The 13349-nt window shown below is 73.7% G+C and carries 16 protein-coding genes; 11 read left to right on the top strand and 5 right to left on the bottom strand.

The features are described 5' to 3' along the window. Positions 1 to 128 precede the first annotated feature (128 nt). The 8 genes from ACN27C_RS18590 to ACN27C_RS18625 all read left to right on the top strand — a co-directional run bounded on the left by ACN27C_RS18590 (position 129) and on the right by ACN27C_RS18625 (position 8418). The gene (locus tag ACN27C_RS18590) at positions 129 to 1466 is read left to right on the top strand and encodes a cytochrome P450 (protein ID WP_422751642.1); all 1338 of its coding nucleotides are present in this window, start codon (positions 129 to 131) and stop codon (positions 1464 to 1466) included. After that, a complete protein-coding gene (locus ACN27C_RS18595; RefSeq protein WP_120568950.1) occupies positions 1463 to 2338 on the top strand; it encodes a terpene synthase family protein in 876 nt (291 codons plus the stop codon). Before ACN27C_RS18590 ends, ACN27C_RS18595 begins: the two co-directional genes overlap by 4 nt. Beyond that, complete coding sequence (locus ACN27C_RS18600; protein WP_120568951.1) at positions 2335 to 3894, top strand: prenyltransferase/squalene oxidase repeat-containing protein; 1560 nt, start codon at positions 2335 to 2337, stop codon at positions 3892 to 3894. Before ACN27C_RS18595 ends, ACN27C_RS18600 begins: the two co-directional genes overlap by 4 nt. 80 nt (positions 3895 to 3974) lie before the next feature. Then, positions 3975 to 6443 carry a nitrate- and nitrite sensing domain-containing protein gene (locus tag ACN27C_RS18605; protein WP_422747026.1) on the top strand — a complete coding sequence of 823 codons (2469 nt, stop codon included), beginning with the start codon at positions 3975 to 3977 and terminating at the stop codon, positions 6441 to 6443. A 66-nt stretch (positions 6444 to 6509) separates the two neighbouring features. Continuing rightward, entirely contained in the window at positions 6510 to 6935 is a 426-nt protein-coding gene (locus ACN27C_RS18610; RefSeq protein ID WP_013287417.1) for a roadblock/LC7 domain-containing protein, read from the top strand. Beyond that, complete coding sequence (locus ACN27C_RS18615) at positions 6932 to 7321, top strand: DUF742 domain-containing protein (RefSeq protein ID WP_013287416.1); 390 nt, start codon at positions 6932 to 6934, stop codon at positions 7319 to 7321. The genes ACN27C_RS18610 and ACN27C_RS18615 overlap by 4 nt, the downstream gene beginning before the upstream one ends. Further along, positions 7302 to 7910, top strand: a complete 609-nt coding sequence (locus ACN27C_RS18620; protein ID WP_422747029.1) for a GTP-binding protein — start codon at positions 7302 to 7304, stop codon at positions 7908 to 7910. The genes ACN27C_RS18615 and ACN27C_RS18620 overlap by 20 nt, the downstream gene beginning before the upstream one ends. A gap of 28 nt (positions 7911 to 7938) precedes the next feature. Beyond that, complete coding sequence (locus ACN27C_RS18625; RefSeq protein ID WP_120568953.1) at positions 7939 to 8418, top strand: GNAT family N-acetyltransferase; 480 nt, start codon at positions 7939 to 7941, stop codon at positions 8416 to 8418. Positions 8419 to 8427: 9 nt separating this feature from the next. Here the strand turns inward: ACN27C_RS18625 and ACN27C_RS18630 are convergent, their stop codons facing one another. After that, the gene (locus ACN27C_RS18630) at positions 8428 to 9276 is read right to left on the bottom strand and encodes a LysR family transcriptional regulator (RefSeq protein ID WP_422747032.1); all 849 of its coding nucleotides are present in this window, start codon (positions 9274 to 9276) and stop codon (positions 8428 to 8430) included. Between the two features lie 95 nt (positions 9277 to 9371). On the opposite strand from ACN27C_RS18630, the gene ACN27C_RS18635 reads away from it, so the two are divergent. After that, positions 9372 to 10103 carry an SDR family oxidoreductase gene (locus tag ACN27C_RS18635; RefSeq protein ID WP_121683060.1) on the top strand — a complete coding sequence of 244 codons (732 nt, stop codon included), beginning with the start codon at positions 9372 to 9374 and terminating at the stop codon, positions 10101 to 10103. Positions 10104 to 10113: 10 nt separating this feature from the next. Here the strand turns inward: ACN27C_RS18635 and ACN27C_RS18640 are convergent, their stop codons facing one another. Next, a complete protein-coding gene (locus ACN27C_RS18640; protein ID WP_364774407.1) occupies positions 10114 to 10890 on the bottom strand; it encodes a hypothetical protein in 777 nt (258 codons plus the stop codon). An 80-nt stretch (positions 10891 to 10970) separates the two neighbouring features. Next, the gene (locus ACN27C_RS18645; protein WP_128137375.1) at positions 10971 to 11447 is read right to left on the bottom strand and encodes a YfbM family protein; all 477 of its coding nucleotides are present in this window, start codon (positions 11445 to 11447) and stop codon (positions 10971 to 10973) included. Positions 11448 to 11523: 76 nt separating this feature from the next. Between ACN27C_RS18645 and ACN27C_RS18650 the strand changes: the two genes are divergently transcribed. Next, on the top strand, positions 11524 to 11928 hold the full coding sequence (locus tag ACN27C_RS18650) for an SRPBCC family protein (RefSeq protein WP_422747035.1): 405 nt from the start codon (positions 11524 to 11526) through the stop codon (positions 11926 to 11928). A gap of 13 nt (positions 11929 to 11941) precedes the next feature. Here ACN27C_RS18650 and ACN27C_RS18655 read toward each other — a convergent pair whose 3' ends face one another. After that, the gene (locus ACN27C_RS18655; protein WP_422747037.1) at positions 11942 to 12643 is read right to left on the bottom strand and encodes a TetR/AcrR family transcriptional regulator; all 702 of its coding nucleotides are present in this window, start codon (positions 12641 to 12643) and stop codon (positions 11942 to 11944) included. A gap of 95 nt (positions 12644 to 12738) precedes the next feature. On the opposite strand from ACN27C_RS18655, the gene ACN27C_RS18660 reads away from it, so the two are divergent. After that, positions 12739 to 12969 (top strand): hypothetical protein, encoded by a 231-nt coding sequence (locus ACN27C_RS18660; protein ID WP_120568960.1) that lies wholly within the window; start codon positions 12739 to 12741, stop codon positions 12967 to 12969. A gap of 88 nt (positions 12970 to 13057) precedes the next feature. Here ACN27C_RS18660 and ACN27C_RS18665 read toward each other — a convergent pair whose 3' ends face one another. Then, positions 13058 to 13264, bottom strand: coding sequence for a hypothetical protein (locus ACN27C_RS18665; protein ID WP_120568961.1), 207 nt, complete (start codon positions 13262 to 13264; stop codon positions 13058 to 13060). Positions 13265 to 13349 lie beyond the last annotated feature (85 nt).

Below are 13349 nucleotides of genomic sequence, written 5' to 3' on the forward strand. Positions count from 1 at the left end.
GGCTCAGGATGGCATGCTCGCGGGCAACGTCACGGGTCGATACGGAGTCGCGACCCTGAGTCAACCGAGGGAGCGTTCAGGTGCCCGAACCAACGGACACACCGAGGCCCACCGGCCGACCCCGAATCGTGCCGCTGCGGCAGATCCTGCCGGCGGTGCTCCGCGACCCAGCCCAGGCTCTCATCGACATCGGTAACCGTACCGACGGCGAACTGGTCCGGCTCAACCTCGGCTCGTTCCGGCCGTACCTGGTCACCCACCCCAGGCACGTGCAGCACGTCCTGCGCGACCGCGCGGACAACTACGAGCGGGCCGGTGACGGGCTGTTCTGGCGCCCGGTCAAGCGCCTGTTCGGCGAGGGGATCCTCGGCGAGGGGCAGATCTGGTCGGCCAGCCGCCGGATGCTCCAGCCGATGTTCACCGCCAAGCGGGTCGAGGCGCTGGTCGACGGCATGGCCGACGCGATCCGCGACGCGGTCGGGGAACTGGACGAGCCGGCCCGCGCCGGGCAGCCGGTCGACATCGGCGTAGAGCAGGCGCGCATCGTCAGCCGGGCGATCATGAAGGTGCTGTTCGCCGACCGGATCTCGGTGCCGGACGCGATGCGCGTGATCGAGGCGCAGGACCGGATCGCCACCGCCGTCATCCCCCGGATCGTCGTGCCGTTCGCGCCGCTGTCCCTGCCGATGCCGGGGGACCGCACGTTCGCCCGCGCCGTACGCATCGTCGACGACGTGCTGGTGCCGATCGTCCGCGAGACGCGGGAGTCCGCCGACCAGGGCGACGACGTCATCTCGACGCTCTGGCAGGCCCGCACCGAGGACGGGCGGCAACTCGACGAGCGGCAGGTCCGCAACGACACGGTGGCGATGTTCGCCGCCACCACGGAGACCACCATCAACGTGCTGACCTGGGCCTGGCCACACCTGGACCAGCACCCCGAGGTGGCCGAGCGGCTCTACGCCGAGATCGACGAGGTGGTCGGCGGCGAGCCGGTACGCCGCGAGCACCTGAGCCGGCTCACCTACACCCGGATGGTGCTGGACGAGCTGCTGCGGCTCTACCCGATCGGGTGGATCATCCCGCGCCGCGCGGTCGCCGGGGACGTCATCGACGGCGTGCCGATCGAACCCGGCGCCACGATGGCGGTCAGCCCGCTGATCACCCAGCGGATGCGGCAGTTCTGGGACCGCCCGGACGAGTTCGACCCGGAACGGTTCCGCCCCGAGCGCGTCCGCGCCCGGCACCGGTACGCCCACTTCCCGTTCGGCGGCGGGCCGCACCAGTGCCTCGGCATGTACCTGTTCTACCTGGAGGCCCAGCTCATCCTCGCCACCATGCTCAGCCGCTACCGGTTCCGGCTGCACCGCCCCGGCGTACCCGGACTGCGGCTGGCCGCGGCGCTGCGGCCGCGCGAGCGGGTCGAGCTGACGCTCGTCGCCGCCGGGCGGACGGAGCGGGCATGACCGACGGGCCGGCACCCGATCCGCTCGCCGTCGCCGCGGAGCAGGGCCGGGTCTGCGCGCTGGCCGCGCAGGGCCAGCGCGGCCTGCGCAGGGCCGCCGCCGCGCACCCCGAGCTGTTCCCCGGCGACCCGTTCGACGCGACGCTGTTCAGCAGCATCGCGCAGGCGATGGCGTTCAGCGCGCCCTGGCACAGCGCCGCCGAACTCGCCGTGACCAACCGCGCGGTGCTCTGGGGCTTCGCCGTCGACTGGCTGGTCGACCACCAGGCCACCAGCCGGGCCGAGGTCGACCGGATCACCGGCGTCTGCCTGGACGTGCTCGACGGCGGCGAGTCCGCCGACCCGCTGGGCCGGTTCCTCGCCGAGCTGCGCGACGACGTCGCCGCCGCGCCCGCCTACCCGGCGCTGCGCGGCCACTGGCGCGACACGATGGCACGCACGCTCGACGCGATGGCCCGCGAGTGGGACTGGCGGCGTACCGGCCGCCCCACGCTCGCCGACTACCTCGCCAACGCCGACAACCTCGCCGCCACAGTGGTGAACGTGGCGCACTGGATCCACACCGGATCGGTGTCCGACGCCGCCACGCTGGCGCGGCTGATCGAGGTCGGCGACGAGGTCCAGCGGGCCCTGCGCCTGGTCAACGACCTCGGCACCCACCGCCGCGACGCCGAGTCCGGCGATCTCAACGCGCTGCTGCTGGTGGACGACCCGGCCGAGGTCGAGCGGCGCTTCGCCGAGCAGGTCGACCACTGCCGCGTCCTGCTGGCGAAGCTGGCCGGCGAGGTGCCGCGGGAGGCCGACTTCCTGTCCCGGCAGCTCGGCTTCACCACCGGCTTCTACCGGAACACCGACTTCTGGGGCGTGCGGTGACCCTCACCGCCGGACCGGTGCCCGCCACCCGGTCCGGGACCACGCACGACCTGATCACCGCGCTCGGCGGCGAACCGGAGGGGCAGACGTCGCCGTCGGTCTACGAGACCGGGCGGCTGGTCGCGCTCGCGCCGTGGCTCGACGGCCACGACCGGCGCATGGCCTGGCTGCTGGCCCGGCAGCGTCCGGACGGCGGCTGGGGTGGCCCCGGCGGGTACGCGCTGGTGCCGACGCTGAGCGCGGTCGAGGCGCTGCTGGCCGTGCTGCACCGCGACGGGCCGGCCGCCGCGCCCGCAGCCGCCGCGCACCGGGGGCTGGCGTACCTGACCGGCGCGCTGCGTGCCGGCGCCCCGCCGGACCTGCCGGCCACCGACCTGATCGTGCCGGCGCTGCTGACCGCTGTGGGCCGGCACCTCGACGGGCCGTCCGGTCCGCCACCCGGGCTGGCCGAGTGGGCCGGCCGGCCCCGCCTGCCGCTGCCGGCCGGTCTCGACCCGGCCCGGCTGACCCGGGTACGCGGACTGCTCGCCACCGGACGGCCGGTGCCGGAGAAGCTGGCGCACGCGCTGGAGGTGGCGGGCGAGCTGGCGTACCGCGCGTCCGGGGTGCGTCCCTCGGCCAGCGGCGCGGTCGGCGCCTCACCCGCCGCCACCGCCGCCTGGCTGGGCGGGCCGGAGCCCGGGCCCGCGCTGGACTACCTGAACGGTGTCGCCCGGCCCGGCCCGGTGCCCTGCGCGAGCCCGATCACCGTGTTCGAGCGGGCCTGGGTGCTCGGCATCCTGGTCCGGGCCGGCGTGCCGGTCGGCGCGCCCGAGCCGGTGCTGACCGAGCTGCGCGCCGCGGTCGGACCGTCCGGCGCGGCCACCGCGCCCGGCCTGCCCGCCGACGCCGACACCACGGCGGTCACGCTCTACGCGCTGGCCCGGCTGGGCCGGGCGCCGGGCGTCGCGCCGCTGGCCGGGTTCGACACCGGAGCGCACTTCTGCACCTGGCCGGGGGAGGACGGCGCCTCGCTGACCACGAACGCGCACGTGCTCGACGCGCTCGGCGAGCAACCGAGCGCACCCGGCGTCACCGGCGCCCGGCGCCGGGTCACCGAGTGGCTGCTGGAGCGGCAGGAGCCGGACGGCCGGTGGGAGGACCGCTGGCACGCCTCGCCGTACTACGCCACCTACGCGGTGCTGCTGGCGCTGGCCGACCACGCGCCGGACGGCGCGGCGCGCGCCGCGGTCGAGCGGGGAGTGGCCTGGCTGCTGGAGACGCAGCGTCCGGACGGTTCCTGGGGACGGTGGGACGGCACCGCCGAGGAGACCGCGTACGCGGTGCTCGCGCTGGCCGACGCGGGCCGGTCCGGCGACCCCCGGATCACGTCGGCGCTGGCGCGGGGCCGCCGCCGACTGTCCGAGCTGGACGGATGCGACGGCGAACCGGCACTATGGCACGACAAGGACCTCTACCGCCCGACGCGGATCGTGCGCGCCGCGGTGCTGGCGGCCTCCGGCGGCGCCGGGGCGACCCGGACCAGGGCCGCACCTTCCATGATCAGGATCGCTTGAATGAGGTTCACGACGGCTGCTAGCGTGCGCCGGAGTCGATCGGATTCCGAACCGACCGAAGACCGGGCCAGGACGGTGTGATGGGTTCCCGCAGTACGAATCTCCGTACGAAGATCATCGCGCTGCTGGCGTCGCTGACCGCGCTCTGGGCGTTCGCCGCGTGGGTGACCGTACGGGACGGATTCAACCTGCTCGGCGTGCAGACGCTCAACGCGCGCGTCTTCGAGCCGAGCGACCCGCTGCTGCAGGAGCTGCAGGCCGAGCGCCGGCTGTCGCTGCGCTACCTCGGCGAGTCCGACCCGGGCCGGTTGCAGGAGCTGGAGGCCCAGCGCGCCCGTACCGACGAGACCGCCGGCGCGCTGTGGCGCTCGGTGCGGGACTGGCGCACCGAGATCCCGGCCAGCGAAGAACTGATGAGCCGGCTCGACGAGCTGAAGACCGAGCTGGACCAGCTCGGCCAGGTACGCGCCGACGTCAGCCGCAAGACCATCGACCGGACCACCACGCTCATCGCGTACGACGAGGCGGTCGACGGGATCTTCGCGGTGTTCGACGCCCTCGGCGGCCTCGACGACGACGAGATCGCCGAGGACACCGCCGCGCTCATCGACCTCAACCGGTCCCGGGAGCTGCTGTCCCAACAGGACGCGCTGATCACCGGCGCGATCGCGGCCAACCGGATCACCGTCGGCGAGCAGACCGCGTTCGCCCGCCTGGTCGGCGCGCAGTGGTTCCTCGCCGACCGCACCTCCCGGGAACTCGCCCCGAGCGACCGCGCCCGCTTCGAACGGATGGTCGAGGGCGACGCGTTCCAGCAGCTCCGCACGCTCCAGGACCAGGTGCTCGCGGCCAAGGGCGCCGAGGTGCGCCCGCCGGTGAGCGCCGCGGCGTGGCAGGCCGCCGCCGAGAAGGCGATGGCCGACCTGCGGGAGGTGATCCTCGCCGGCGGTGAGGACATCGTGTCCCGGGCCATGCCGGTCGCGATCGGCGTCATCGTGCGGCTGGTGCTCGCCGCCGGTCTCGGCCTGATCGCCGTCATCGCGTCCGTGGTCGTCTCGATCACCACGGCACGGGCGCTCGTCCGCCAGCTCGAACGGCTGCGCGAGGCCGCCTTCAAGCTGGCGCACGAACGCCTGCCGAGCGTGGTGGAACGACTGGGCCGCGGCGAGGAGGTGGACGTCGCCCGCGAGGCGCCGCCGTTGCAGTTCGGCGACGACGAGATCGGCCAGGTGGGCAAGGCGTTCAACGTCGTCCAGGAGACCGCCGTCCGCACCGCCGTCGAGCAGGCCGAGCTGCGCCGCAGCGTACGCGACGTGTTCCTCAGCCTGGCCCGGCGTACCCAGGCGCTCGTGCACCGGCAGCTCACGCTGCTGGACGCGATGGAACGGCGGGAACACGACGCCGAGGAACTGGAGGACCTGTTCCGGGTCGACCACCTGGCCACCCGGATGCGGCGCAACGCGGAGAACCTGATCGTGCTCTCCGGCTCGACTCCGGGCCGGGCCTGGCGGCGCAACGTCCCCATGGTCGACGTGGTCCGCGGCGCCGTCGCCGAGGTCGAGGACTACACGCGGGTCACCGTGCGCCCGCTGGGCGAGGTGGCGCTCACCGGCCGCGCCGTCGGTGACGTCATCCACCTGCTGGCCGAGCTGATCGAGAACGGACTCTCCTTCTCGCCGCCGCAGACCACAGTGGAGGTCCGCGGCCAGCTCGTGGCCAACGGCTTCGCCGTCGAGATCGAGGACCGCGGCCTCGGCATGAGCGCCGACGAGCTGGCCGCCGCCAACGCGCGCATCGTCGACCGGTCCGAGCTGAACCTGGCCGACGCCGCCCGGCTCGGCCTGTTCGTGGTCAGCCGGCTCACCGAGCGGCACGGCGTCAAGGTACAGCTCAAGGAGTCCGCGTACGGCGGGACGACGGCGGTGGTGCTGATCCCGCGTGAACTGATCACCGCCGACGGCGCCGACGCGGCCGACGCCCTGCCCGCCCCCGGGACGGCCCTGCCGGCGGCGCCCGCACCGGATCCGGCGCGGAGCACGCGCGACGGCGACGGGCCGGCGACCCCGTCCGGCCCGGACGGTGACACCGAACCGGACCAGCCGGCCGAGCCCGCCCCGCAGGCGCCGGAGCCGGTGGCGCGGGCACCCCGGCTGACCCCCTCCGGGCTGCCCGCGCGTACCCGCAAGCGGCAGCCCGGGGTGGCGGGGCCCACCACGGAGCTGGCGGTGGTGGAGCGGCGGCCCGCCGCCACGACCGACGAGCCTGACGCGTCGCCGGCGACGGAGCCGGAGACCGCGCCTGTCACCGACGCGGGACTGCCGGTCCGGGTACGCCAGGCCAGCCTCGCGCCGGAGCTGCGGCACGACCAGACCGAGGCGGAGGACGACGCCGCCGACGACGACACGGCGCGTGCACCGGAGCAGGTGCGCCGGATGATGAGCTCCTACCAGAGCGGTACCCGACGCGGCCGTACCGATGCCGCGCGCTTGCTCGGTGGAGCCCAGGGGGCCGGCGGCGGGCCGGCCGACGCGGACGAGCAGGTTACCTGACCGGGACGTCGACGCGACGGAAACCGGAAGTTGACGGCACACAAGCCGGGAAGATGAGGACGACGAGTGGCGCAGAAGACGGCTTCGAGCGCGGATCTGACGTGGCTGCTGGATGACCTGGTCGGCCGGGTCAAGCAGGCGGAGCACGCCGTGGCGCTCTCCACCGACGGACTGTTGATGGCCTCGTCCCGCGGATTGAGCCGGGACGACGGCGAGCACCTGGCGGCCATGGCGGCCGGCATCCAGAGCCTGGCCCGCGGCGCGGGCAAGCGGTTCGGTGGCGGGCACGTACAGCAGACCATCATCGAGATGCAGTCCTCCTTCCTGTTCGTCACCGCGGCCGGGCGCAACGCCTGCCTGGCGGTGCTGGCCTCGGAGGACGCGGACGTCGGCCTGATCGCGTACGAGATGGCCATGCTCGTCACCCGGGTCGGCCGGTTCGTCGCGTCACCGACCCGGGAACAGCCCCTCGGCGAGAACGCGGCACGATGACCGGCCGGGGGGACTCCGCGGAGCAGGAGTGGGTGGACGACCACGCCGGCCCGGTGGTGCGCCCGTACGCGGTGACCGGAGGCCGGGCCCGCCCGGTGACCGGCACGTTCGACCTGATCTCGCTGGTCACCTCGACCCGCACGGATGTCGGGTCGGAGTCCGGGCTGGGCCCGGAGCACGTGGCGATCGTCGGCCTCTGCCAGCGGATCCTCTCCGTGGCCGAGATCGCCGCCCATCTCGACCTGCCGGTGGGCACGGTCCGGGTCCTCCTCGGAGACCTGGCCGCCCGCAGCCTGGTACAGGTACGCGAGCCGCGCGCGACCACCGCCGGCCTTCCCGACGAGCACGTTTTCGAGGCGGTAATCAATGGACTACGGGCGCTCTGAGCGGCCGGCGGGCGCCGCGCCGCTGCCCACCGCGATCAAGATCCTGATCGCGGGCGGGTTCGGCGTCGGCAAGACCACGATGGTCGGCGCGGTCAGCGAGATCCGGCCCCTGCGGACCGAGGAGGTGCTGACCGAGACCGGGATCGGCATCGACGACCTGTCCGGCATCGAGGAGAAGTCGACCACCACCGTGGCGATGGACTTCGGCCGCATCACCATCAGCGACGACCTGGTGCTCTACCTGTTCGGCACGCCCGGGCAGGACCGGTTCTGGTTCGTCTGGGACGAGCTGGCACTCGGCGCGCTCGGTGCGGTGGTGCTCGCCGACACCCGCCGGCTGGCCGACTGCTTCCCGTCGATCGACTACTTCGAGGGACGCGGTACGCCCTTCGTGGTGGCGGTGAACTGCTTCGAGGGCGCCAAGACGTTCCGTCTCGACGAGGTGCAGGCCGCGCTCGACCTGGACCCGGGCGTACCGGTGGTGCTGTGCGACGCGCGCAAGCGGGAGTCGGCCAAGGAGGTGCTGATCACGCTGCTGGAGCACGCCATGAAGCTGCGGGAGGCGCGCCGCCGCGCCGCCGAGGACTGAACGGTCACACATCGACGGGGGAGTGGCGATGACCGAGGTGAGCGTCCGGGCGATGACCCCGGACGAGTTCGACAGCTGGCAGGACGAACTCGCCGCCGGCTACGCGCGGGAGCACGTGGCCGCCGGCAACTGGACTCCGGAGGAGGCGCTCGACCGGGCCCGGCAGGAAAGCGCGGCCTTCCTGCCGCAGGGCATGGCGACGCCCGGCATGCTGTTCCTGCTCGGCGTGCTGGCCGACGGCTCGCCGGTGGGACGCCTGTGGATCGGCCTCACCCACCCGCGCGGGCTCGCCGGCTGCGCGTTCCTCTACGACATCGAGGTCGCCGCCGGGCACCGGGGCCGGGGCCTCGGGCGGGCGCTGCTCGCGGCCGGGGAGCGGGCGGCCCGGGAGCGGGGCGCGCAGGCGCTGGAGCTCAACGTCTTCGGCGCCAACGAGACGGCACGCAAGCTGTACGAGACGTCCGGCTACCGGGTGGTCACCCAGCAGATGCGCAAGGACCTGTCGTAAGGGCGGTCGCTACAGGCGGGTGGCGGTCCGGATCAGGGCGGCGAGGGACCGGGACCGGCTGTGCGGCGGCCACGCGATCACAGTGGTCACCGCCGGAGCGTCCGGCACCGGCACGGCGGTCAGGTCGGCGAGCAGCAGCGTCCGGACTGACTCCGGCAGCACGACAGCGGTACGGCCGAGCGCGATGAGCTGGAACAACTGGGCGTGGTCCCGGACCTCGGGGCCCGGACCGTCCGGATACGACCCGTCGGCCCGGGGCCAGCGCGGCATCGGCAGGCCGGGCAGCGTCTCCACCTCGGCCATGAGGAGGTGCGGCCGCCGGGCCAGCGGATGGGCGGCCGGCAGGACCGCCACCTGCTGCTCGGTGACGAGTTCCTCGGTGTCCAGCCCGGTGGTCGAGTCGAACGGCAGGTGCAGCAGCGCCACGTCGGCCCGCCCGTCGCGCAGCAGCCGTTCCTGTTCGCCGATGCCGCACAGCAGCACCTCGACGGGGACCGCGTCCGGCTCGGCCGCGTACGCGTCGAGCAGTTTCGGCAGCAGCTCGCTCGACGCGCCCGCCTTGGTCGCCAGCACCAGCCCGGGGCCGCCGTTCACGGCCTGACCGGCGCGGCGGGTACGGCGGTCGGCGGCGTCCACGGCGTCCAGGGCGGCCCGGCCCTCCCGGAGCAGCACCGCACCGGCGGCGGTGAGCGCGACGCTGCGGCTGTCCCGTTCCAGCAGCGTCACGCCGAGGCGCCGTTCGAGTTGCCGGATCGCGCGCGACAGCGGCGGCTGGGCGATGCCCAGGCGGCGCGCGGCGCGGCCGAAATGCAGTTCCTCGGCGACCGCGACGAAGTAGCGAAGCTCCCGCGTCTCCATCCCGCCACCGTACCGCCGGATCGATACCCGCCGGGTATCGGCCGCTACCGAGGTGGTGTTGGAGGCCCGCCCGCCGCGCGGACAGGATCGAGAGCATGAGCGAACGGACGATCGCGCTGGTGACGGGCGCGAACAAGGGCATCGGGTACGAGATCGCGGCGGGCCTGGGCGCGCTGGGCTGGCGGGTGGGCGTCGGCGCCCGGGACGAGCAACGGCTCGCGGAGGCGGTCGCGAAGCTGCGCGCGGGCGGCGTGGACGCGTTCGGCGTACCGCTGGACGTGACCGACGACGCGAGCGTGGCCGCCGCCGCCCGGCTGCTGGAGACGGAGGCCGGCGGGCTGGACGTGCTGGTCAACAACGCGGGCGTGACAGGTGGCATGCCGCAGCACCCGGGTGACGTCGACCTCGCGACCATCCGGACCGCGGTCGAGGTGAACGTGATCGGGGTGGTCCGGGTGACCGAGGCGATGCTGCCGTTGCTGCGCCGCTCGGCCTCGCCGCGGATCGTCAACATGTCCAGTGGCGTCGGCTCGCTGACCCGGCAGAGCGCCTCGGAGGGCGAACATCAGACCGGCCCGCTGTCGGTGGCGTACTCGCCGTCGAAGAGCATGCTCAACGCGGTGACCATCCAGTACGCGCGGGCGCTCGCCGGCACGGGCATCCTGATCAACGCCGCCTGCCCGGGTTTCACCGCGACCGACCTCAACAGCTTCCGGGGCGTGCGGACCCCACAGCAGGGCGCGGCGATCGGAATCCGGCTGGCGACGCTGCCGGACGACGGGCCGACCGGCGGCTACTTCGAGGACGCGGGCACGATCCCGTGGTGAGCGGCGCTCGTCAGTACCACATGACCGGGTTGCCGGTCGCCACCGACGCCGCGCACAGCCGGCGCAGCGGTTCCACGATGTAGGCGAAGTCGCCGCCCGACCGGCTCCGGGTCCGTACCGCGAGCCGTTCGGGCGGCGGCTCGCCGTGCTCGCCCACCGGCCGCATCGCCACCACCGTCCGCGTCCCCCCGGCGGTGAACTCCACCCGGTCGCCGGGCAGCGGCCGCTGGCCGAACCGGACGGCCCGGAACAGCGTGACCGGCGGGTCGGCGCGGTCGAGGACGAAGAAGCCGTCCGGATCGACCCCGGCCTGAAAGCCCGGGCCGAACATGAACAACCCGCGGTATGCCTCGACGTACTGCATCACGACCGCGCCGGTCGCCTCGTCGACCAGCTCCACCTCGTCGGTGATCCGGGCGGTGCGGGCGAACGCGTCCAGCTCGGCGAGCGCGACCGCTGCCTGGTCGGCAGTGAGTGAGCCGCCGTTGGCGTCCGGCAGCGCGGCGGCGAGCGTCGGGAAACGGTGCTCGCCGGCGGCGCGTAGCGCCTGCTGGAACAGCCGCACACCGGCCCAGTTGGATACGTGCTCGTTCGCCTGCTCCATTGCCTTGTGCGGGCACGCCTCCGCCTGCCAGGCGTCGAACGTGCGGTGCGCGGCCTTGTTGCCCTCCCACGGCCGCAACAACGCGAGACAGCCGTCCTCGTCGTAGCCGACCGGCCCGACCGGGCACGGGGTGGCGAGGCCGTCCTGCCAGCACCGGCAGTACACGAACGCGTCGAGTCCCACGCCGGCACGCTACCGGCGCCCGGGCTGTCGGCGCGCACCCGTTGCCGGCGGCTCGTCTCCAGCGGCTCGTTTCCGGCGGGTCAGGTGACGGCGAGCAGCACGGCGTCTCCGCTCGCCGCCGCGTCGCGGTAGAAGTCGCGCAGGGCGGTGAAGTTCGGCAGCAGGTAGTTGTCGAACTCGTCTTCGCCGTCGTCCCAGATGTGCGGATAGATCTCGGCCTCCGACATGGCCGCCGGATCGAAGCGGGCCCGCAGCGTCGCGTCGTCGACCGCGTCGAGCCCGGCGGCCACGGCGCGCACGGCGTCGGGCATGAGCAGCCGGGCCGGGCCCATGCCGAGGTCCGGCCCGATCGGGTCGCCCCCGATGATCGCCGGGCCGGCGTCGCCCCGGACCTCGTACGTGGTGCCGTTCAGCAGGTAGTGCAGCCCGTGCCACGCCTTGTCGAGGTCGAGTTCGTCCGGACCGCCGTCGAACAGCGTGCCGACCGCGTCCGGGTCGGCCAGCACCGTCGCCAGGTCCTCGCCGGACAGCCGGCGTGCGGTGAACACCATGCCCATGTGGTCGTCTCCCGGGGGTCGGTCGGAATCGGCGGCAGCGTAACGCGGGCGTCCGACAGCGTGCCATCATCGGCGCATGGCCTCGGAGTCCCGGCACCTCAGCGTCCACATCGACCGTCCGGTTGCGGAGGTCTACGCCTTCGCCGCCGACCCGGCGAACCTGCCCCGCTGGGCCCCGGGCCTCGGCGGCTCGGTCGTGCTCGTCGACGGCCACTGGTACGTGGACACGCCCGAAGGGCGGGCGCGGCTGACGTTCGCCCCGGCCAACGAGTACGGCGTGCTCGACCACGAGGTGCTGACGCCATCGGGCGAGACGGTCTACGTGCCGCTGCGCGCCATCGCCGACGGGGACGCCACCGAGGTGGTGTTCAGCCTGCGGCGGATGCCCGGCATGAGCGACGTGGACTTCGACCGGGACACCGCGCTCGTTCAGGCGGACCTGGCCCGGCTCAAGGCCGTGCTGGAGAGCGCCGCCGGCTGAGAGGCGAGCGTGGTCAGTCCGGCGTTCCTGCCCGTGCCGCCGCGCGGATGACGGCGTCGAGGCCCTTCTCGAACAGCAGGTCGTCGTCCCATCGGGTGTCGTCGAGATGGCCGGAGGCGCTGAGGGTCGGATAGGCGCCGGCGCTCGCGGCGATGTGGTCGCGGGCTGCGGCTCTCGCGCCCGGGTCCGCGGTCTGGTGCCACGTGGCCTCCGTGAGCGAGGCGCCGATGACGTAGTTGGCCAGCATTCTCGTGGCGACCGCGAGGTGAAGACCGCCGCAGCCGCCGCGCACGAGCGCCGACTGGAGGAACTCGGTACGGGCCAGGACGTTGGGCCCGAGCATCGGGCGTCCGACCAGCCGGGGTGCCCAGGGATGGCGCAGCATCGCGCCGCGCCACGCCCGGACGAGGACACGGACGTCGTCCATCCAGTCGTCGCCGTCGTCCGGCACCGGCACGTCGCCGAAGATGTGGTCGACGGCCAGGTCCAGGACGTCGTCCTTCGTCTTCACGTGCCAGTAGAGCGCGGTGGCGGTCACGTCGAGCCGCTGGGCGAGGCAGCGCATCGTCAGGCCCTCGACGCCCTGCTCGTCCAGCACCGTCACCGCGAGTTCCACGATGCGTTCGAGGGTCAGCGGCGGCTTGCGCCGCGCCCGCGGCGGCACTGCCCGCAGCCACACCGGTGTCGTCGGCGCACCGGGCTCTGTCGCTGTCATGGAGCCACTCTAGTTCACTGGACAGGTAGCTTAACAACGGTAAGCTGATCGAACAGGCGAAAGTCCGGCGTCGACAGTAGGCAGGAGGGCGCGCCGTGCCCCTGCTACGGATCCACCTCGACAGCGACCCCACCACCGCCCGCCGCGTCCTCCAGACGCATCGCGAGGGCGGCGTCCATCACGAGTCGCGGGAAGCGGCCCGGGAACAGGTGTGGCGCCAGGGTCGCACCCCGGCTGGTGACCCGGTCTTCGTCGGCGTCACCAACGGCCGCCGCAACGTGCAACTGCTCTACGACGTCGAGGTCTACTCCGACACTGTTCCGTGAGGACTCGCCGGCACTCATGACCCGCTGGGAATGGGAATTGCGCATTCGATTCCGGCGGCCGCAGATCCGGCGGACGCAATTCGGTGAATCAGTCGCCGATCGCGTCCCGCATTCGTTCCCTCGTCCAGTATTCGGACGGATCGGTGGCGCCGGGGCTCGGATTGTGCGTCGCGACCACCGGGCCGGGCGGCGCCGGTCGCCGCGCGCCCCCGTCGCGAGCCGCGACGACCACGACGGCCGCGGCCACGGCGAGCGCCGCGACGGCGGCCGCGCCGAGCAGCGCACGATGGGACATGTCGCCTCCTCCGGGGCCGGGTGCCGGTCCGACCGGCACCGGTCCGCCTGGTGCGCCGGGCGGCACACCAGGCGGACCGTCGTCG

This window comes from Micromonospora sp. WMMD1219 (genome assembly GCF_049315215.1).
In the GTDB taxonomy this organism is placed as follows: domain Bacteria; phylum Actinomycetota; class Actinomycetes; order Mycobacteriales; family Micromonosporaceae; genus Micromonospora; species Micromonospora tulbaghiae.